Source organism: Actinoplanes sp. TFC3 (genome assembly GCF_001553785.1).
Taxonomy (GTDB): domain Bacteria; phylum Actinomycetota; class Actinomycetes; order Mycobacteriales; family Micromonosporaceae; genus Actinoplanes.
Window position 1 is genome coordinate 2,898,434 of record NZ_LOJP01000001.1, and the last position, 18,987, is coordinate 2,917,420.

Consider the following 18,987-nt stretch of genomic DNA (forward strand, 5'->3'; position numbering starts at 1 on the left):
GCGACTTCAGGGCCGGCACGCTACTCCCGGCGATCCGCGGTCAGCTCAACGCGAACTTCTGCGCGGCAGCGCCGTTGCAGTCGAAGATCTGCAGCCGGGTGCCGTTGGTGGTGGCGCCGCTGGGCGAGTCCAGGCACCGCCCGGATTGCGGGTTGCGCAGCGAGCCGTCGGCCTGCTGCTGCCAGACCTGACCGCCGACGCCGTTGCAGTCCCACAGCTCGACCTGGGTGCCGTTGGCCGTGCCGTTGCCGTTGATGTCGAGGCAACGGCCCAGCGTGCGCAGCGCACCGTTCGACTGGTGGAACCAGTGCTGGTCGGACGCGTACGACTGGCAGTCCCACAGCTGCACGGCGGTGCCGTTGACCCCGGAGTCATCAGCCGCGACATCGATGCACTTGCTGCCGGGGCCGACCACCGCGCCGCCACCATTGGCCGCGAACTTCTGGGCGGCTGCGCCGTTGCAGTCATAGATCTGCAGCCGGGTGCCGTTACCGGTGGCGCCGCTGGGTGAGTCCAAGCACCGCCCCGACTGCGGGTTGCGCAGCGAACCGTCGGCCTGCTGCACCCACTTCTGGCCGCCGGCACCGTTGCAGTCCCACAGCTCGACCTGCGTGCCGTTGCCGGTGCCGTTGCCGTTGATGTCCAGGCAGCGGCCCAGCGTGCGCAGCGTGTTGTCGGCGAAGTGCTGCCAGTGCTGGTCCGAGGCGTAACCCTGGCAGTCCCACAACTGCACGCCGGTGCCGTTGATGCCGGTGTCATTGCCGGCCACGTCGACGCACTTGCCGCCGGGACCGGTGATAGTGCCCTTCGGCCCGTTCGGCACGTTGGTCTGCCCGGAGTAGCCGACCGTGACGATGTTGGCCTGCACCGCGTTGTCCGCCGCGTCGGTCGGGTAGCCCGAGGTCATCACGCCCTCGAAGAACGTTCCCATGTTGCGGTTGCTGTTGTCGCCGCCGGTGCCCAGGATGATCGAGCCCTCCTGCTGCATCGGCTTGTACCCGCCGCGGTTGGGCAACGCGCCGTTCCACCACGTGCTCAGGCCACCGGACTGCGAGTTGCCACCCTTGAGGGCGTACGTCGTCTGCCCGTTGTTCTTCAGCAGCGCCGTGACGTAGGTGCTGTTGTTGCCCAGGTTGGCGGTGTTCGAGCCGTTGGCGCCCTGGAACATGCCGTTCTCCAGGTCGGCCTCCACCCACGGGCCCGAACCGGTGCACGGCGGGAAGTAGCACGTGGTGGCGATGCTGACCGCGTCCATGTGACCGTTGCCGGTGTCGGCGACCTGGATCTCGGCGTTGCCGTAGTCGAAGCAGCAGTCCGAGCCGACGTGGGTGCCACTGGCCACCATGTACATGCCCTCGGGCTGACCGGCGGTGGCGACCCCGGAGCCGGCTGTGCGCCGGTAACCGTGCTGCGGCGAGATCCAGATGCCGTACACCTTGTGACCGCCAGCGGTGACTGCGAGTTCGCTGGCATCCGCCGGGTAGTCGGCCGGGCCTGCGGTGCCCGCCGGCGAGACGGTCAGATCGTTGTGCCGCGCGCTCTGGTCGTACACCTTGGTGATGCTGCAGGTCGTGCCGTTGCAGAACGCGTCCTGATCGGCGGCGTTGGCGTAACCACCGACGGCGAGCAGCCCGATGTCGTGCAAGGCGCCGTCGGACTTACGCTGCAACTGGTAGAGCGGGCCGTTGTAGGTGCCGAACAGGGCGCGCGTGCTGCTGTGCGCGGCCACGCAGGGCGTCCCGGCCGCGCCGTAGATGTCGCAGGGCAGCGACGCGGCGGCCTGCGCGGGTCCGGAGAACCCGGCCAGGGCGCCGATGACGAGCAGGAGAGACGCGGCTAGCGAGAGCAGGACGGAGCGGGGTCTGTGCATGGGGAAGCGCTCCTTACAAGGGGGATGGAGCCGCGTGGACATCGATGGTGGTCCACATGTTTCGAAAGTTACGCCCGCTGAGCGAACAGGTCAATGTCCGGTGATGCATGTTCGAATTTGTTCAGTTCATCTCGTTGTCGAAGGGGGTAGATCGCCAGATGTGGGATGAGAAGACCGTGGCCCGGCTGAGCGAGGCGCACGAGATCGAGGTGATCCTTACGGCGCCGGAGCGGCCCGTGGTGCGTACCCCGATCTGGGTCGTGGCCGTCGAGGGGGCGCTGTATGTGCGGTCCTGGAAGGGCGCGGGCGGCCTCTGGTACCGGCGGGCGCAGCGGTACGGCGTGGGCTCGATCAGCGCGGAAGGGATCGAGCGAGCGGTGCGCTTCGTGCCGATCGACGAGCCGGAACTGGACGCCAAGATCGATGACGCGTTGCTGGGCAAGTACGCCGATTCGCCCTACGCGGCAGCGATGACCAGGCCGCCGGCCACCGGCACCACCATGCGACTCGACCCGGCATCCTGAGCAGGATGCCGGGCGGGTCCTCGCCGGGAACGGGGTCAGCCGAAGACCGAGGCCACCCATTCCGGGTGGTCGATGAACGGGTTGCGGTTGTGCTGGTAGGTGGCGTAGATGACCTGGTTGCGGTTGCGTTCGAAGGCGTCCGGCGGGTCCTCGGCGTTCCATTCCAGCAGGGTTGACAGCCGGCCGAGGCGGGGCGCGGTGCCGCCGCTCGTGGCGTTGTCGACCTCGAGGTTGGGGTAGCCGTCACCGCCTTCGTAGCGGATGGCCATGTAGAAGATCATGCGGGCCACGTCGCCCTTGACGGCGTTGCGGGGCTCCCAGGAGTCGGCGTCGGTGTAGTTGCCGGTGGCGCCGCTGACCGCCGTACCGCCGTCGTCGAAGTCCTTATTGTCGCGCAGCGAGTTGACGGCGACGTCCTCGGGGCGCAGGTGGTGCAGGTCGGTGCCGGGGCCGGCGCTGGTGCCGAAGTCGCCGTGGGATTTGGCCCAGACGTGCTCGCGGTTCCAGTCGCCGGTGTCGCCGCCGTTGAGGGTCTTGGCCCGGCTCTTGCCCGAGTACAGCAGGATGACGTTTGCCGAGTTGGCCGGGTCCTGGTCGGTGACCTTCAGGGCGTTCCAGACCGCGTCGTACGACAGCTTGGTCACCCCGGTGGAGATGATCGTGTGCAGCGAGGTGCGCAGCGCGGTCCCGGACTTCCCGGCGGCCGCGGCATAGTAGGCGTCGGTGCCGCCGGTCGGCGGGGGCGGGGGTGTGGGCGTCGGCGAGGTTGAGCCGGTCATCGCGGTGGGCGACTTGAGACCCGGGTGGGTGAAGTACGCGGCCAGCGTCCCGGTCACGGTGACCGCCGAGCCCATCAGCCCCGGGTTGGTCTGCAACCCGAACGAGGCCCGGTACGTGCTGGTCACCTGCACGTAGAGCATCTTCGCGGTGCTGGTCTCGGCGCTGCTGTCGGCCAGGGCGATGGCGGTGTCGCCGGTGAAGCCGCTGGTGCGCACCGTGGCGGTCGCGGTCGGCTCACCGACGACGTAGCCGCGCACCGTGCCCGTGCCGCTCTGGTTGGCAATGGCCTGGGCGACCGTCAGCGTGGCCGCCGCCGAGCCGGCCGGAATCCGCAGAACCGTAACAACAAGGGCCAGGAAAACAGGTGCGGCAAGTGCCACGGTACGGCGAAAGCGCATCGGTGCGGGCATCGAAACTCCGTCCACCAGCCTTCATAGATGATGATCACTCTAGAGAACCCGGGCCGCACGCGGGCATACCAGCTTCGTCATACTTCGCCCCATGCGACGCGTGAGCGAGTACGACGCCTTCGGGCCCTGGATCCAGCAGGTGACCTCCTCGGAGGATCTCCCGCGGCTCTTCCGCGGCGCCGGGATCATTCCCGAGGCGCAGCGTCTGGTGCTCAAGCTCCCCCGCTTGATCGAACGCCGCAACGCCACCCCCGACACGCACCTGTACGACCACCTGATCGCGGTCGGCGCGGCGAACCTGACCATCCTGAGCCGCCACGACGACAGGTACCACACCGTTGACGTGCCCCTCGACCGCATCGCCGCGCTGGTGGACACCACCAACCTGCTCGACGGGCATCTGGGCGTGTTCACCGTCGACGGCGCCGTGGCGCTCGTGCCCTACAACGCCGCCGACCCCAAGCCCATGGCCACCCTGATCGAGCTGGTCCGCGGGCTGTACCTGCCGTCCAGCGTGCCCGCGGACAGCTTCCCGGTGCCCGGCGCCCCGGCCCTGGACGTCGAGGACACCGGGCTGCTCACCGCGTACGCGAACACGGTGGCCGCGGAACCGGGCATGCGGCTGGTGTGCGACATCGCGCGCCGGGTGGTGCAACGCCACGTGCGCCGCACCACGCTGCACGCCAGCCTCTGGCTCGCCGACCACCGCGAGACCCAGGTGCTGCACCGCCGCGAATGGTTCAGCTACGGCAACGACAAGGTGCTCTCCATGGGCCGCACGGTGCTGCCGCACGCCCGGATCAACCAGGTCCGGACGTTCGCACACGAGCGGTTCCGTGATGTCAACGTGATCGCTGTCGACGCCGGCAACGCCTCGCTGGCCTTCCCTGTCCCGGCCGGCCCGGCGACCACGACGCTGCTGGGGCATCTGAACGCCGTGCGCTGATCAGCCCGGCTCGGCGCGGACCCGGTCGAGCATGCGGCGATGGAGGGCGTCGGCGTCCTCCTCCCAGCCGAACACGCAGTGGACGGGCCCGCGCCGGCCGTAGCTGGGACAGATCGGTCATGGTGTTCCTCCCTCGATCAGCGGGCGCTGCCCGGCCTTGTGCTGCGCGTAGTCCTGGTACGCCGCCCGGGTGCTGGCCAGCTCGCTGACCTGCGACACCGGCACGTCCCACCAGCCACCCGAGGATGGCACCGGGGCGAGCGGGTCGGTTTCGATGTGGATGGCCGTGGTGCTCGCGGCGGCCTTGGCGTGCTTGATGGCGTCGCGGAACCCGTCGATCGTGCGCACCCGGATCACCTCGGCGCCCAGGCTCTGCGCGTTGGCGGCCAGGTCGATGGGCAGCTTGGCGCCGTCGAGCTGCCCGGTTCCGGCGTTGCGGTAGCGGTAGGCGGTGCCGAAGCGCTGCGATCCCAGCTTCTCCGACAACTCCCCGATCGACGCGAAACCGTGGTTCTGCACGATGATGACGATCAGCTTGAGCCCCTCGGCGACCGAGGTGACGATCTCCTGCGCCATCATCAGGTACGAGCCATCGCCGACCAGCGCGAACACATCCCGGTCGGGGGCGGCCAGCTTGACCCCCAGCGCCCCGGCGATCTCGAAACCCATGCAGGAGAAGCCGTACTCGACGCTGTACTGCTTCGCATCGCCGGCGCGCCACAGCATCTGCAGGTCCCCGGGCATGCTTCCGGCCGCCTGCACCACGATGTCGCGCGGGCTCATCATCTCGTTGAGCGCGCCGAGCACCTCGCTCTGCGCCGGCAGCGGCTGATGGCCCAGGTGCACAGCCCGGTCGACCACCTGGTTCCAGTCGTCGGTCAACTGCCGGTATCGCGTGCGGTAGCCGTCGCCGACCCGATAGCTGGACAGGGCCTCGGTCAACGCGTCCAGCCCGGTGCGCGCGTCGGCGACGAGCATGACGCCGGTGTGCTTGGCGGCGTCGAACCCGGCGACGTTGAGGTTGACGAAGCGCACCCCGGGATCCTGGAAAGCCGTCCGCGAGGCGGTCGTGAAGTCGCTGTAGCGGGTGCCGATGCCGAGCACGACATCGGCGTCACGGGCCAGCGCGTTCGCTGCTTGCGAGCCGGTGGAACCCACGCCGCCGACGGCCTGCGGGTGGTCCCAGAGCAGGCTGCCCTTGCCGGCCTGGGTGTCGCAGACCGGTATCCCGGTGCTCTGCGCGAACCGGCGCAGCGCCTCGGTCGCCTCGGCGTAGATGACCCCGCCACCGGCCACGATGAGAGGGCGGCGGGCCGCGCGCAGCACCGCGACGGCCCGGTCCAGGGCTGCCGGTTCGGGGACCGGGCGCGCGATGGGCCAGACGCGCCGGGCGAACAGTTCGACCGGCCAGTCGTACGCCTCGGCCTGCACGTCCTGCGGCAGCGCCACGGTCACCGCGCCGGTCCGGGCCGGGTCGGTCAGCACCCGCATCGCGCCGAGCAGGGCCTGCGGCAGTTGCTCGGGACGCCACACCCGGTCGAAGAAACGCGACAGCGGCCGGAACGCATCGTTAACCGACACGTCGTAGCTGCCCGGGTTCTCCAGTTCCTGCAGCACCGGCACCGCGGCCCGGGTGGCGAAGATGTCGCTGGGCAGCAGCAGCACCGGCAGCCGGTTGACGGTGGCGAGCGCCGCGCCGGTGAGCATGTTGGTCGAACCCGGCCCGATCGAGGCCGTGCAGGCCAGCGTCTGCAACCGGTTCAGCGTCTTGGCGTACCCGGCCGCCGCGTGCACCATGCCCTGCTCGTTGCGCGCAAGGTAGTACGGCAGGTCGGCCGAGCCGGTGACCTGGGCTTCGAGCAACGCCTGAGCCATCCCGGCGACGTTGCCGTGCCCGAAGATGCCGAAGCAGCCCGGGATCAGCCGGTGCTCGGCGCCGTCGCGTTCGCTGTACTGGCAGCCCAGGAACCGTACGACCGCCTGGGCGACGGTGAGCCGGACGGTAGCCATGCTCACACCGCCACCGGGAAGTGCAGGTGCGCGGCGGGTTCGTCGAGTTCGGGCCACCGCGCGGTGACGACCTTGCCGAGGGTGCAGAACCGGATGCCGGTGAACAAGCAGGTGCCGTTGCCGTACGGGTTGCGGTTGATCAGGTCGATGCCCCCCTTGATCTCGGATCGCCCGTCCACCACCAGCGCCCTTCGCTTGAGCAGGTCGACCAGCTCATCGCCGATGCTGTCCACCACCACGGCCACCGAGATCGCCATGCAACGCCGACCGGCCGGACCGTGGGCCGCCGCGGTGATGTGGTTCGCGGCGAACTCCAGGTTGGCGTCGGGCAGCACCGACGCCCCGGCCACGCCGGCCCCGTTGATCCAACGCTGAACGGTGCTCATGAAAGTTCTCCTCCGCCTAGCTTGCGTTCCACGGCATCGACCTCGGGCATGGCGTCGGAGCAGGACAGCTGGCTCGCGACGATAGCCCCGGCGGCGTTGCAGAACCGCAGTGTCCGTTCGAGATCCCAGCCGGCGAGCAGGCTGTGGCACAGCGCCCCGCCGAACGCGTCGCCCGCGCCGAGCCCGTTGACCACGTCGACCGGAACCGGCGGCACTTCCACGGTGTGCTTGGCGTCGCGCCCGAGCACCCCGCGCGGGCCCTGCTTGACAATCGCCAGGTCGGCACCGATGTCGAGGGCGGCCTGCGCCGCCGCTTCCGGTGGCCGGTCCCCCACCGCGGTTTCCCACTCGTCGCGGTTGCCGGCCACGACCGTGGCCAGCGGCAGCGCCTGCTCGACCCAGGATCGGGCCTCGGCGCGTGAGGACCAGAACATCGGCCGGTAGTCCAGATCCAGCACGGTGATGCCGGCGCGGTCACGGGCCCGGAGCGCGGCCAGCGTGGCGCTGCGGCTGGGCTCCTGGCTGAGCCCGGTAACGGTTACCCAGAAGACCTTGGCGGCTCGGATCGCGTCCAAGTCGAGTTCCCCGGGGCGGATCTCCAGGTCCGGTGCCTTGGGAAAACGGTAGAAGTACAACGGGAAATCGTCCGGCGGGAAAATCTCGCAGAAGGTCACCGGCGTCGGCAGGCCGGGGACCGCGGTGACGTACCGGTCGTCAACGCCGTAGCCGCGCAGCGCGTCGTGCAGGAACTCGCCGAACGGGTCGGCGCCGGTGCGGGTGATCACCGCGGTGCGCCGGCCGTAGCGGGCCGCGGCGACCGCGACGTTGGTGGCGCTGCCGCCCAGGTACTTGCCGAACGTCTCGACCTGGCGCAGCGAGACCCCGATCTGCAGCGGGTAGATGTCGACACCGATCCGGCCCATGGTCACCACGTCGAACCCGGCGGTCATGGTGTGCACGACCCGGTGACGCCGGCCGGCGCCGCCCGGACGAAGCGGGCCGGGTCATGCTCGCGGAAGTCGTCCTCCAGCTCCTCCAGCGAGCGGCCCCGGGTCTCCGGGCAGAAGCGCAGCACGAACAGGAACGAGCAGGCGTTGACGACAGCGAACAACCCGAACGTGAGCGTCGCCCCCAGCGTGGAGATGATCGTCAGCTTGACCAGGAATCTGGAGCGCCTGAAACCCGCCATCAAACGCCTCCGTCCGCGCGGCACCCATCGAACACCGTGACAATCCCCGGGTCGCGACGGGCATTTCAAGGTGCGGCGCGGAAGTGGTGCACTGCTAACGCGGGGGCGTGCCAGCCCGCACAGTGAGAGGCTCGCGGTGATGCAGCCTTAACACTGCAGGCGTCCTCGCCGGAGATCCGGTGGCATTCGCTGACCTGCGGTGTCCGGGCGGCCGACGCTCGGACTCAGGACCCCGCGTCGCCCTTGATCCGCTCGAACTGAGCCGCCATCGCCGCGGCCAAGGTCTGCGCAGCCGACAACGGACGCACCATGACGGTCAACTCATCGATCAAGCCGTCCTCATCGAGGTGCAGGAAATCGCACCCCTCAACGGCGGTGTCCCCGATGCGCGTGCGGAAGACCAGGGCGTGATCCCGGCCGCCATCACTGCTCATCTCGCGGACATACTGAAAGTCCTCGAAGACCCGCAGGACGCCACGCAGGATCGCGGCGGTGATGGGTTTTCCCTCGTACGGCCGAAACGCCACGGGGCTGCGAAACACCACAGTGTCCGCGAGAGTTGCGGCGATCGCCTCGGAGTCGCGCGCCTCCACAGCCTTGCGAAACTCGGTCATGTCTCTCCTGTCTGCGGTGCGGTTATCGCTCGGAGACCCACAACGGTGTGGTACCGGGTCCGTTTTCTCGATAGGCAGCAGACCGTCATCGGGGAGGGAGCCGGACGCCACGATGACGAAGTCCGCGCTTACGTGCCCTGCGTCGCGGAGGGCAATGACATCCATACCCGACACTATCCCGCATAGTTCTCGGCGAGCCCGGCCGCGCCCGCCCGGCTGGACACCACCCACCGTAGCTGCGACAACTGCAACTGCGCGTCGAACGGGTCGCCGGAGGTGTGCAGCATCGTGGTCATCCACCATGAGAAATGCGTACACCGCCACACCCGTTGCAGCGCTGTATCCGAATACGCGCCGGCCAGCCGTGGGTCCTTCGAGCGCAGCAACGCCACCAGGGCACGGCTCAGCAACGCCACGTCCCGGATCGCCAGGTTCAACCCCTTGGCGCCGGTGGGCGGCACGATGTGCGCGGCGTCCCCGGCCAGGAACAGCCGGCCGTGGCGCATGGGGGTCTGCACATAGCTGCGCATCGGCAGGACGCTCTTGCCGGTGATCGGGCCGGGGGTCAGCTTCCAGCCGTCCTGGCCGTGCCCGAGGCGCTTGGCCAGCTCGTCCCAGATCTGCCGGTCGGACCAGGCGGACGGGTCGGTGCCGTTCGGGACCTGCAGGTAGAGCCGGCTCACCGTGGGCGAGCGCATCGAGTGCAGGGCGAAACCGCCGGGGTGCCAGGCGTAGATCAGCTCGTCGGTTGAGGGGGCAACCTCTGCCAAGATTCCGAGCCAGGAATACGGGTACGTCCGCTCAAAGGCCCGCGACGGCACCGCATGGCGGCTCGGACCGAACGACCCGTCGCAGCCGGCGATCACGTCGGCGTCGATGCGCCCGGGCTTGCCGTCCGATTCAGTGAATGTCACATACGGCCGATCGGTGGTCACGTCGTGCAGTGCGGTGCCCGACACTTCGTAGATGACCTCGGCCGTCCCCGCCGCCACGAGGTCCTTCTGCACCTCGGTCTGGCCATAAACCCACACGCTGCGCCCGGCCAGGTCCATGAAGTCCAGGTGGTGCCGCTGCCCCGGCCATTGCAGGTAGATCCCCCGGTGCTCCTGGCCCTGCGCGTGCAGCCGGTCGCCCAGCCCGGCCTCGGTGAGCAGCGAGACGCTGGATTGCTCGAGGATGCCGGCCCGGATACGCGCGGCCACGTACTGCTGCGAGCGGGTCTCCACCACGATCGCCGCCACCCCGCCGCGGGCCAGCAGATGGGCGAGCAGCAGACCGGCCGGGCCGGCGCCGATGATCGCGACCTGGGTCCTCATCGGCTCAGCCAACGCGCAGCCGCAGACAACGGCAAGGAACCGTTTCACTGAACGGAAGACGTGCAGGACAAGGTACGGCCGATGCCACTCGCCGCCACCTGCAGCGCCGCCACCAACCGGGCCCGCCCGCGGCGCAGGTCGGGCACCACGATGCCCAGCGCGGCCACCACGCTCCCACCCGGCCCGCGCACCGGCACCGCCACCGAGCACGCGCCCAGGCTCATCTCCTCCCCCGTGGTCGCGTAGCCCTCGGCCCACACCCGGCGCAGCTGGGTCAGCAGCCGGGCCGGCTCGGTGACGGTGTAGGGGGTGACCCGGGTCAGCCCGGCGAGCACCCGCACGACCACGTTCTCCGGCGCGTACGCCAGCAGCACCTTGCCGACGCCGGTGGCGTGCATCGGCAACCGGGTGCCGGCCTCGCTGACCACCGGCACCGAGACGTGCCCGGCCAGCCGGTCGACGTAGAGCACCTCGGCGTCGTCGCGGACCGCCAGGTGCACGGTGGCGAGCGTGGCGGCGTACAGGTCGTGCAGGAACGGCGAAGCGGCGTGGCGCAGACCCGACTGCACCGGGGCGAGCAGTCCAAGGTCCCACAAACGGCGGCCGATCACGTACTCCCCCGAGGCGGCGCGGTCCAGGGCTCCCCAGCGGTGCAGTTCCCCGGCCAGGCGATGCGCGGTGGCCAGCGGCAGCCCGGCGCGGCGGGCCATTGCGCTGAGGGTGAGGCGGCGGTGCCCGGTGTCGAAGGCGCCGAGCAGATCCAGTGCGCGGGAGGTGACACTGACAGCCACAGCGGCCCCTTCCGGTCAGCGGAAGGCAAGTATCGCGCCGGAAAGCCGCGGAGCCTAGCGTCTCGAACGTGAGCACTCAGGCGGACATCAGCGCGCAGATCGGCGCGGTGGCCGGGCTGTCCGGCCGGCAGCCGCGGCTCGACTATCCCGCGTACCGCAGCAGTTCGGCGCGGCATCCCGAGCTGGATCCGGTACCCGCCGATCCGGAGGGCGTGGAGTTGTGGGCGCCTTGCTTCGGCCGGCGCGATGTGGACGACGCCGAGGCCGATCTGACCCGGCGGCATGCCGGGGAGCCGATCGGCGAGCGGATGGTGGTGACCGGGCGCGTGGTGGACAGCGGTGGGCGTCCGGTGGCGCATCAGCTGGTGGAGATCTGGCAGGCAAACGCGGCGGGCCGGTACTGGCATCAGCGCGACCAGCACCCGGCGCCGCTGGATCCCCATTTCACCGGGGCCGGGCGATGCCTGACCGGGGCAGACGGAACGTACCGGTTCCTGACCGTCAAGCCGGGACCGTACCCGTGGCGTAATCATCTCAATGCCTGGCGCCCGGCGCACATTCACTTCTCGGTGTTCGGCACCGCCTTCACCCAGCGGCTCGTGACCCAGATGTACTTTCCCGGCGATCCATTGTTCGACCTGGACCCGATCTACCAGTCGATCACCGACCCCAAGGCCCGGCAGGCTTTGCTTTCCCGGTACGACCACAGCATCACGACTCCCGAACACAGCACCGGATACCGGTGGGACATCGTGCTGACCGGCAGCCACCGCACCCCGTTCGAGGCGGAGGGAAACGCGTGATCCCCGCACCCGGGCAGACCGTCGGCCCGTTCTTCCACCTCGGCCTGCCCTTCGACGGCGGTAACGAGCTGGTGCCACCGGCTGATCCCGCGGCGATCCGGTTGCACGGCAACGTCGCCGACGGCGACGGCAATCCCGTTCCCGATGCCCTGATCGAGATCTGGCAGCCCGGCCCCGACGGTTCGGTCGTGCAGGAACCCGGTTCCTTTCACCGCGACGGCTGGACCTTCACCGGCTGGGGGCGCGCCGCCACCGACGCCGACGGCCACTACTGGTTCTCCACCTGCGCTCCCGGCGGCTCGGCCCCGTTTTTCGCGGTCACCGTGTTCGCCCGCGGCCTGCTCGACCGCCTGTTCACCCGCGCCTACCTGCCGTCGCCCGACCCGGCCGACGCACTGCTGACCTCGTTGTCCGCACAGCGCCGCGCCACCCTGATCGCCCAAGCCGAACCGCGTGGCCTGCGCTTCGACATCCGCTTGCAGGGCGAGGGCGAAACCGTGTTCCTGAGCCATGGCTGATCTGCTGTGGCCCGGCGATCACCGTGCTGGCGACCTGTTCACCGACGCCGCGTTCCTGCACGCCATGCTGCGCGTCGAACAAGCCTGGCTGACCGCTCAGCACCCGGGCACCACCGCCACCCTCGCCGGGCTTACCGGTCCCGATGACCTTCCGCGGCTGGCCGAGGAGGCGGAGAAGGGCGGGAATCCGGTCACCGCGATGCTGGCTGTGCTGCGCGAGCGCGCCGATCCGTCCCTGCGCGAGCACCTTCATGCCGGGCTGACCAGCCAGGATGTTCTGGACACGGCGCTGGCGGTGTGCCTGCGCGACACGGTGAACCGGCTGTCCGAGGATGTGGATGCGCTGGTCGCGACGCTGGCCGGGCTGGCCGACCGGCACCGCGACACGTCGATGGCCGGGCGCACCCTGACCCAGCATGCCGTACCGATCACTTTCGGGCTGAAGGCGGCCGGCTGGCTGCAGGGTGTGCTCGATGCCCGCGATCGTCTGACCTCGGCGCGGCTGCCGATCCAGGTGGGCGGCGCGGCGGGCAGCCTGGCCGCGCCCGTCGCCCTGGCCGGTTCCGTCGGCAAGGCGCACGCCTGGGTCCAGGCCGCGGCCCACGAGCTTGCGTTGCCGGTACGTCCACAGTGGCACACCAGCCGCGCGCCGGTGACCCTGGCCGGGGATGCGCTGGTCGGTTGCACCGACGCGGTAGGCCGCATCGCCAACGACATCCTCATCGGAAGCCGCCCCGAGATCCATGAACTCGTCGAAGGGGCCGGCCCGGGGCGCGGCGGTTCATCGGCCATGCCCAACAAGCAGAACCCGGTGCTGGCCGTGCTCGTGCACCGCGCAGCGATCGCCGGGCCACCGCTGGCCACCACCTTGCACGCGGCCGCCGCCGGAGTGGTCGACGAGCGGCCCGACGGCGCGTGGCACGTCGAGTGGGCGACGTTACGCACGCTCGGGCGGCGTACCGTGGTCGCGGTGTCGCAGGCCGCCGAGCTCTGCGCCGAGCTGCACGTCGACGCCGCCCGGATGGCCGCTACGCTGAGCGCCGCCCGGCCCGGCATCGACGCGGAGCAGCGCCGGCACCATGTCGCGGGACCCTACCGGGGTGCCACCGACGCCATCATCGACGCCATCCTTCAACGGGCGGGACCCAGGTGAGCATCGCAGCAACCGTCTTCCACGACCGTCCGGGCCAGCCGTTGCTGCTGCTCGGGCCCTCTGTCGGCACTACCGCCGAAGCCCTGTGGGGTGCCTGCGCCGACCGGCTGCGCGGCAATTTCCACGTGGTCGGCTGGGATCTACCCGGCCAGGGCCGCAGCGCCCCCGACGCCGAGACGGCCGGCGTGCCCGTCCTGGCCCGGAAGGTGCTTGCGCTGGCTGATCAGTTACGGCCGGGCGAGCGGTTCCGGTACGCCGGGGTGTCGCTTGGCGGCACGGTCGGCCTGCAACTGCTGCTGGATGCCCCGGACCGGGTCGAGTCGGCCGCGCTGATCTGCACCGGCGCGAAGATCGGCGAACCGGCCGGCTGGCACGACCGGGCCGCCCTGGTGCGCAGCGCCGGGCTCGAAACGGTGGTCGCGGGGTCGATCGAACGCTGGTTCGCTCCCGGGTTCCCGCAGCGCCACCCCGAGGTCACCCAACCGTTGATCGCCGCACTGCGGGCCACCGACCCGGAAAGCTATGCCCGCTCGTGCGAGGCGCTGGCCGGCTTCGACGTCCGCGACCGGCTCGCCGGGATCACCGTGCCGGTGCTCGCGATCGCCGGGGCCGACGACAGACCCACCCCAGCCGACGGTCTTGCGCTGATCGCCGGCGAAGTGGCCCAGGGCCGGCTGGTCGTGCTGGCCGACGTGGCGCACCTGGCCCCGGCCGAGCGACCGGACGCGGTGGCCGCACTGCTCGACGACCACTTCGGCGACTCCCCCGGGCCGGCCGTACGGCGCGAGGTGCTCGGTGACGCCCACGTCGACCGGGCCGAGGCCGGCACCACCGCCTTCACCCGCGACTTCCAGGACCTGATCACCACGTACGCGTGGGACGGCATCTGGAACCGCCCGGGACTGGATCGCCGCAGCCGCTCGATGATCACGCTGACGGCGCTGGTCGCGCTCGGGCATCAGGAGGAGCTGGCGATGCACGTACGCGCGGCGCGCACCAACGGTCTGAGCACCGAGGAGATCAAGGAAGTGTTGCTGCAAACCGCGATCTACTGTGGCGTACCGGCCGCGAACACCGCTTTCCGGATCGCCCAGCGCGTTCTCGAGGGGCCGGAGTAGGCGTCTTTCGCACCATCAGCCACGGCGATTGACCGGGTTGGCGAGCCCTCAGCAGACTGAGCCCTGGTTCGTACTAGTGCAACGTACTAGTGGAGGGCTGATGGAGAGTACAACCGAGCGGCGCGAGTCGATCGTCTCCGCGTTGCGGGCTGAGGGGTTCCTGTCGATCGCCGATCTGACGCGGGCGTACGGCGTCTCGCACATGACGATCCGCCGGGACCTGCGCAGCCTTGAGCAGGACGGGCACGTCCGCCGGGTGTACGGGGGAGCCAGCTTGGCCGCGCCGACCTTGCGGGAGGCGGGACGGTGTGCCGGGCCGGATGTGGCCGGTCAGGTGGAGATCGGGCGGCGGGCGGCGGCGCTGGTCGGCGGCGCTGACACCATCGCCATCGACGCCGGCATCCTGGGCTACGAGCTGGCGCGGGCGCTACCGGAGAAGTTCTCCGGCACGGTGGTGACCCATTCCGTGCCGGTGATCCAGATGCTGATGAGCCGGCCCGGGCCACGGGTCGTGGGGCTGGGCGGCGAACTGTGCCCGAGCATCTCGGCCTTTGTCGGCGCGGGGACCGTGGCTGCCGCTCAGACCGTACGGGTGGGGCTGTTCTTCCTGTCCGTTGATGCCCTTGATCCGCGAGGGGCCTATGCTCAATCCGACGCCGAAGCCTCGGTGAAACGCGCCCTGCTCACGGTCGCCGCTCGCAGCGTCGTGCTGGCTTCCCACGGGTGTTTCACCGACTCGGCCCCGCTGTTGCTCGGCCTGCTCGGGCGCATCGACACCCTGGTCACCGACGCCCGGCCGCCGAGCCGGATGGAACGGGCGCTGCACGCGGCCGGGGTGCGGGTGCTACTCGCCGGGGAGAACACCGCGGTACCGGCCGAGCGATCGGCATGACCCGCCCGGTGCGACCGACCATGCGCGATGTGGCCGCGCGGGCCGGGGTGTCGCAGGCGTTGGTGTCGCTGGTGTTCCGCAACGCGCCCGGTGCCAGCCCGGCCACCCGCGAGCGGGTGTTCCGCACCGCCGAGGAGATCGGATACCGTCCCAACCTGGCCGCCCAGGTGCTGCGCCGGCACCGCAGCCGGCACATCGGGGTGCTGTTCACGATGCGCCAGCCCTTCGACGTGGACCTGGTCGAGGCGATCTACCCGGGCGCGCAACAGCGGGGCTATCACGTGGTGCTGGGAGCGCTGGGACCCGGACGCGACGAGCGGCACGCGGTGGAGGAGCTGCTGGCGTACCGGTGTGAGGCAATGATCCTGCTCGGGCCGGCGACCACGGCGGCGGAGCTGGCGGTGGCCGCGGAACGGGTACCGATCGTCGCCATCGGATGGCGTTCGTCCGGCGAGGGGGTGGACGTGGTGCGGGCGGCCGACGAGCGGGGTGCGCGGCTGGCCGTCGAGCACCTCGCCGGGCTGGGGCACCGCGACATCCTGCACGTGGACGGCGGGGATCGGACCGGGTCACAACATCGTCGGCGCGGGTATGAGCGGGCGATGCGGCGCAACGGGCTCGGGGACTTCGTGCGCGTACTGGGCGGCGATCACACGGAGGAATCGGGGGCTGCGGCCGTACGGCGGCTGATGGGGGAAAAGGTTTTGCCGACCGCCATTTTCACCAGCAACGACCGGTGCGCCCACGGGGTGCTCGACACGTTGATCCGGACCGGCTCGGCAGTGCCCGGCGACGTGGCGGTGGTGGGCTTCGACGACAGCGGCGTGGCCCAGCTGTCGTTCATCGACCTGACAACGGTACGCCAGGACGTCGCCGGCATGGCCGAAGCAGCCCTGGACGCCATCGTCGAACGGCTGGAACAGGGCCGCACCGGCACCCGCCGCATCGTGCTGGACCCTTCGCTGGTCATCCGCAGCACCACCGCGGCACCCAAGCCCTCCCGGTGAGCACGCGCGCACGACGAGTGCGCGACCAGGTGTAGCCGTCCTATCCGTTCGGTCAGGGCTGTGTGCCGAATGGGGCGCCTTTCGACCGGGGCGTGCGACCGATAAGTCTTTTGCCGGCGGTTTACCATCACCGCATTGCCCATAGTAGACGGCCCATTCCCGTCGGTTTTCCGACAATGGGCCAGGGGTGTTGCCTTTCGTCGGCGAAAGGGATTCTTTCATGACCGTACGACGCCGCCTGTTCGATTCCATTGTCCTTTCGTCCGCTTTTCTGCTCATCGCCGGCGCGGCCTCAGCCACCGGCCCCGCAGAAGCCACCCGGCGCGTGGAAGCCACCGAGCACCATCATCAGCACGTCCACGTCCACGTCCACGAGCACGGACCTGAGAGCGAGGACGAGGACAGCGCCGAACACCGGGCCCAGGACCTGGCCGGGACGCCGATGCGCACCATCGAGCAGCAGACGGCCGCCAACGCGGCGCGGATCCAGCGCTCGACCGGGCTGCGGCCGGGAACGCCTCGGACGACGTTCGCGGCGCCCGGCGATCCGGGGCTGTCGGGCTCGTGGAGCGCCATTTGCGGTTGACAGTACCCTCAAGCGCGTCGATCTGATGGGGTCGAACATCTTCTGCGCGGGCTTTGCGCAGCTGAGCGACGGCCGGATCCTGGTGGCCGGCGGAAATGCCGGCGCGGCCCTCGACGGCACCGTGCAAACCCGCATCTTCGACTGGCGCACCGAAACCTGGACCCGCGGCAAGGACATGGCCGCCCCGCGCTGGTACCCCTCCGTGGCGCAGACCGCGAACGGCGAGGAAGTGATCATCGGCGGTGGACCGGCTACGGCCGAGGTGTACCAGACGAACGGCGCGATCCGGGCGCTGACCAGCTTCACCAAGGCGGGCGGGCGGTTGTACCCGTTCCTGGGTTCGCGGCCGGACACCCAGCTCGGCCTGTTCGGCCCGTACACCACCGGATACACGATCAACACCGCGGGAAACGGGGCGATCACTGCGACCATCACCCGCGATGCCATCCACCGGGACTACGGGAGCTTTGCCACGTACGACATCGGGAAATCTCTTGTCGCCGGCGGCGGATCGGTCACCGAAGGCGGCGCGGCGAGCGTGCCCACCAAGACCGGCACGGTCATCAGCAGCGGGGCGGGGCCGACCGCCACCGTGGCGGCTACCGGATCGATGTCGGCCGGGCGGCGGCAGTTCAACGCGACGCTGCTCGCCGACGGCTCGGTGCTGGCGACCGGCGGTATGACCAGCGCGGCGTCCTCGGATTTGGTCGATCTGGACCACCCGATGACCGCTGCGGAACGCTGGGATCCGGCCACCGGCGCCTGGACCGTGCTGGCCAGCGCGAGCCGCATCCGGCAGTACCACTCGACGGCCTCGCTGCTGCCCGACGGCCGGGTGATGACCGGTGGCGGCGGGATCTGCGGCATCTGCATGACAGCGGGCTATCTGGAGAAGAACGTCGAGTACTTCACGCCGCCGTACCTGTACAAGAAGGACGGCAGCGGCGAACTCGCCGCCCGGCCGGTCATCGGCACGGCCCCGGCCAGCATCGGTATCGGCGCCACTGTCACCGTGTCCACCGCCCAAGCGGCGAGCATCAAGAAGGTCGCGCTCGCCGGGCTCAGCGACGTGACGCACAGCGTGAATCAGGGGCAGCGGTACGTACCCGTTGCGCTTCACCACGGCCGGCACCACGCTGACCGTGACCGGCCCGCCCAACGGCGGCGTGGCCCCGCCCGGCTATTACCTGCTGTTCGTCATTGCCGCCGCCGGTGTGCCGTCGGTCGCCAAGATCGTGCAGGTGGGCAAGGGTCCCAACCCGCTGATGAGCCCGGTCAGCACGACGGGCAGCCACTGCATCGACATGCCGTCGTCCGCGATCGCCATCAAGACCTTCGTGCAGAGCTACACCTGCAACGGCAGCAAGGCGCAGGCGCCGACCCGGCTGCCGGATGACCGGTCACTGCGGGTGATGGGCAACTGCGTGGACGTACCGTCGAGCAGGTTCACGTCCGGGCAGGCGATCTGGACCTACACGTGCAACAAGACCGGCGCCCAGCTGTGGCAGTTCGGCACCGATGCCACGATCCGGCCGGCCGGCAGCACGGCCCTGTGCCTGGCCGCCGCGTCCTCGGCGAACAAGGCGGCCAACGTGATCGCCACCTGCAACGGCATCGCGCTGCAGAAATGGAAGTGGTGAGCGAGGCTCAGTGGCTGGCCTTGAGCCCGATCACCCCGCCGATGATCAGCACCAGGAACAGCACCTTCGACGCTGAGATGGACTCGGTGCCGGTCGCCATCGCGTACGTGACGGTGAGGACGGCACCGATGCCCACCCAGACCGCGTAGGCCGTGCCGACGGGCAGCGCGCGCATGGCGTAGGCCAGACCGGCCATGCTCGCCAGGATGGCGGTGAAGAAGATCAGCGACGGGGTGAGCCGGGTGAAGCCCTGCGCCTTGCCCAGGGCGGTGGCCCATACGGCTTCCAGCACGCCCGACAGCACGAGAACGAACCACGACATGACAGTCTCCCGCGTGCCGTCTTGTCGCTGACCGGGTACGGCACCCTCGTCCGGGAGCCATCACTGGCTCTGCTACCAAGGTCGCACACGCCACCCGGTTACACAACGTTGC

The 18,987-nt window shown here is 70.0% G+C and carries 20 protein-coding genes, 2 pseudogenes and 1 riboswitch; of the genes and pseudogenes, 12 read left to right on the top strand and 10 right to left on the bottom strand.

The features are described from left to right. Window positions 1-40: 40 nt before the first annotated feature. The gene (locus TFC3_RS12850) at window positions 41-1,870 is read right to left on the bottom strand and encodes an arabinofuranosidase catalytic domain-containing protein (RefSeq protein ID WP_067499471.1); all 1,830 of its coding nucleotides are present in this window, start codon (window positions 1,868-1,870) and stop codon (window positions 41-43) included. Between the two features lie 107 nt (window positions 1,871-1,977). Here TFC3_RS12850 and TFC3_RS12855 point away from each other — a divergent pair, with 107 nt between their 5' ends. Beyond that, a complete protein-coding gene (locus TFC3_RS12855; RefSeq protein WP_082772019.1) occupies window positions 1,978-2,394 on the top strand; it encodes a DUF2255 family protein in 417 nt (138 codons plus the stop codon). Between the two features lie 35 nt (window positions 2,395-2,429). Here TFC3_RS12855 and TFC3_RS12860 read toward each other — a convergent pair whose 3' ends face one another. Continuing rightward, the gene (locus tag TFC3_RS12860; protein ID WP_201787153.1) at window positions 2,430-3,584 is read right to left on the bottom strand and encodes an endonuclease; all 1,155 of its coding nucleotides are present in this window, start codon (window positions 3,582-3,584) and stop codon (window positions 2,430-2,432) included. Window positions 3,585-3,675: 91 nt separating this feature from the next. On the opposite strand from TFC3_RS12860, the gene TFC3_RS12865 reads away from it, so the two are divergent. After that, the gene (locus TFC3_RS12865) at window positions 3,676-4,530 is read left to right on the top strand and encodes a hypothetical protein (protein WP_067499475.1); all 855 of its coding nucleotides are present in this window, start codon (window positions 3,676-3,678) and stop codon (window positions 4,528-4,530) included. Between the two features lie 117 nt (window positions 4,531-4,647). Here TFC3_RS12865 and iolD read toward each other — a convergent pair whose 3' ends face one another. From iolD to TFC3_RS12900, 7 genes are all read right to left on the bottom strand, one after another. After that, on the bottom strand, window positions 4,648-6,540 hold the full coding sequence (iolD, locus tag TFC3_RS12870; RefSeq protein WP_067499477.1) for a 3D-(3,5/4)-trihydroxycyclohexane-1,2-dione acylhydrolase (decyclizing): 1,893 nt from the start codon (window positions 6,538-6,540) through the stop codon (window positions 4,648-4,650). A gap of 2 nt (window positions 6,541-6,542) precedes the next feature. Further along, a complete protein-coding gene (locus tag TFC3_RS37010; RefSeq protein ID WP_067499479.1) occupies window positions 6,543-6,926 on the bottom strand; it encodes an aldehyde dehydrogenase family protein in 384 nt (127 codons plus the stop codon). Beyond that, a complete protein-coding gene (gene iolC, locus TFC3_RS12880) occupies window positions 6,923-7,876 on the bottom strand; it encodes a 5-dehydro-2-deoxygluconokinase (protein ID WP_067506551.1) in 954 nt (317 codons plus the stop codon). Before iolC ends, TFC3_RS37010 begins: the two co-directional genes overlap by 4 nt. Next, complete coding sequence (locus TFC3_RS12885; protein WP_067499481.1) at window positions 7,873-8,115, bottom strand: MFS transporter; 243 nt, start codon at window positions 8,113-8,115, stop codon at window positions 7,873-7,875. The genes iolC and TFC3_RS12885 overlap by 4 nt, the downstream gene beginning before the upstream one ends. Window positions 8,116-8,339: 224 nt before the next feature. Then, window positions 8,340-8,894 (bottom strand): nuclear transport factor 2 family protein, encoded by a 555-nt coding sequence (locus TFC3_RS12890; RefSeq protein WP_236718103.1) that lies wholly within the window; start codon window positions 8,892-8,894, stop codon window positions 8,340-8,342. An 8-nt stretch (window positions 8,895-8,902) separates the two neighbouring features. After that, window positions 8,903-10,045: a 4-hydroxybenzoate 3-monooxygenase gene (locus TFC3_RS12895; protein ID WP_067499484.1), complete on the bottom strand. Its 1,143-nt coding sequence runs from the start codon at window positions 10,043-10,045 to the stop codon at window positions 8,903-8,905. A 44-nt stretch (window positions 10,046-10,089) separates the two neighbouring features. Next, the gene (locus TFC3_RS12900) at window positions 10,090-10,836 is read right to left on the bottom strand and encodes an IclR family transcriptional regulator (protein ID WP_067499486.1); all 747 of its coding nucleotides are present in this window, start codon (window positions 10,834-10,836) and stop codon (window positions 10,090-10,092) included. Between the two features lie 68 nt (window positions 10,837-10,904). Here TFC3_RS12900 and pcaH point away from each other — a divergent pair, with 68 nt between their 5' ends. From pcaH to TFC3_RS39275, 10 genes and pseudogenes are all read left to right on the top strand, one after another. Beyond that, the gene (gene pcaH, locus TFC3_RS12905; RefSeq protein ID WP_067499488.1) at window positions 10,905-11,639 is read left to right on the top strand and encodes a protocatechuate 3,4-dioxygenase subunit beta; all 735 of its coding nucleotides are present in this window, start codon (window positions 10,905-10,907) and stop codon (window positions 11,637-11,639) included. Beyond that, entirely contained in the window at window positions 11,636-12,157 is a 522-nt protein-coding gene (pcaG, locus tag TFC3_RS12910) for a protocatechuate 3,4-dioxygenase subunit alpha (protein WP_067499490.1), read from the top strand. Before pcaH ends, pcaG begins: the two co-directional genes overlap by 4 nt. Then, complete coding sequence (locus TFC3_RS12915) at window positions 12,150-13,310, top strand: lyase family protein (RefSeq protein WP_067499492.1); 1,161 nt, start codon at window positions 12,150-12,152, stop codon at window positions 13,308-13,310. Before pcaG ends, TFC3_RS12915 begins: the two co-directional genes overlap by 8 nt. A 125-nt stretch (window positions 13,311-13,435) precedes the next feature. Next, window positions 13,436-14,017: pseudogene (locus tag TFC3_RS40450) on the top strand (alpha/beta fold hydrolase); the annotation flags it as partial. A gap of 30 nt (window positions 14,018-14,047) precedes the next feature. Next, window positions 14,048-14,428 (top strand): 4-carboxymuconolactone decarboxylase, encoded by a 381-nt coding sequence (gene pcaC / locus TFC3_RS40455; RefSeq protein ID WP_369819672.1) that lies wholly within the window; start codon window positions 14,048-14,050, stop codon window positions 14,426-14,428. 100 nt (window positions 14,429-14,528) lie between these two features. Next, window positions 14,529-15,320 carry a DeoR/GlpR family DNA-binding transcription regulator gene (locus TFC3_RS12925; protein WP_067499496.1) on the top strand — a complete coding sequence of 264 codons (792 nt, stop codon included), beginning with the start codon at window positions 14,529-14,531 and terminating at the stop codon, window positions 15,318-15,320. Next, entirely contained in the window at window positions 15,317-16,327 is a 1,011-nt protein-coding gene (locus tag TFC3_RS12930; RefSeq protein ID WP_067499498.1) for a LacI family DNA-binding transcriptional regulator, read from the top strand. The genes TFC3_RS12925 and TFC3_RS12930 overlap by 4 nt, the downstream gene beginning before the upstream one ends. Window positions 16,328-16,547: 220 nt before the next feature. After that, window positions 16,548-16,913, top strand: a complete 366-nt coding sequence (locus tag TFC3_RS39265; protein WP_067499500.1) for a hypothetical protein — start codon at window positions 16,548-16,550, stop codon at window positions 16,911-16,913. Window positions 16,914-17,784: 871 nt separating this feature from the next. After that, a pseudogene (locus tag TFC3_RS39980) lies at window positions 17,785-17,958 on the top strand (hypothetical protein); the annotation flags it as partial. Between the two features lie 292 nt (window positions 17,959-18,250). Then, the gene (locus TFC3_RS39275; RefSeq protein WP_067499504.1) at window positions 18,251-18,553 is read left to right on the top strand and encodes an RICIN domain-containing protein; all 303 of its coding nucleotides are present in this window, start codon (window positions 18,251-18,253) and stop codon (window positions 18,551-18,553) included. A 7-nt stretch (window positions 18,554-18,560) separates the two neighbouring features. Here TFC3_RS39275 and TFC3_RS12950 read toward each other — a convergent pair whose 3' ends face one another. Next, window positions 18,561-18,875, bottom strand: coding sequence for a multidrug efflux SMR transporter (locus TFC3_RS12950; RefSeq protein ID WP_067499506.1), 315 nt, complete (start codon window positions 18,873-18,875; stop codon window positions 18,561-18,563). Window positions 18,876-18,885: 10 nt separating this feature from the next. Beyond that, window positions 18,886-18,948: riboswitch (guanidine-III (ykkC-III) riboswitch) on the bottom strand. Window positions 18,949-18,987 lie beyond the last annotated feature (39 nt).